This window comes from Halostella sp. PRR32 (assembly GCF_034808085.1).
GTDB lineage: Archaea > Halobacteriota > Halobacteria > Halobacteriales > Natronoarchaeaceae > Halostella > Halostella pelagica.
Genome location: NZ_JAXHGL010000037.1, coordinates 1 through 361 on the forward strand (window position 1 = coordinate 1; position 361 = coordinate 361).

At 72.9% G+C, this 361-nt stretch carries 1 protein-coding gene; it reads left to right on the top strand.

What is annotated here, in order from left to right; translation table 11 throughout:
• A partial coding sequence (locus tag SM753_RS20295) for a hypothetical protein (protein ID WP_323192896.1) occupies positions 1–293 on the top strand: 293 nt, incomplete at its 5' end.
• Positions 294–361 lie beyond the last annotated feature (68 nt).

The following is a 361-nucleotide window of genomic DNA, read 5'->3' on the forward strand; positions in this document are numbered from 1 at the left end:
GCGAGGCGCTCCAGGGTCTCGTCGCCGAGGAGCTCGCCGCCCGTGGCGTGGACGTCCTCGAGTGGCGGGACGTGCCGACGGACGCGAGCGACCTCGGCGCGACCGCTCGCGAGGCCGAACCCGACGTCCGGCAGGTCGCGGTCGCACCCGCCGACGGCCAGGACGCGGACGCGTTCGACACCGACCTCTTCGTCGCCCGGAAGCGAATCGAGCACCGCGTCGACGGGGTCGCCGAGGGCCGCGACGGCGGCGCGCGGTTCGAGGTGACGGGCGTGGAACGGGCGGAGGAGTGAGATAGCCGGGGCGTGCGAATCCCCTGATCGATGGCTGGAGTGAGTTTCGCACGGTAGTGGAGTGGTCA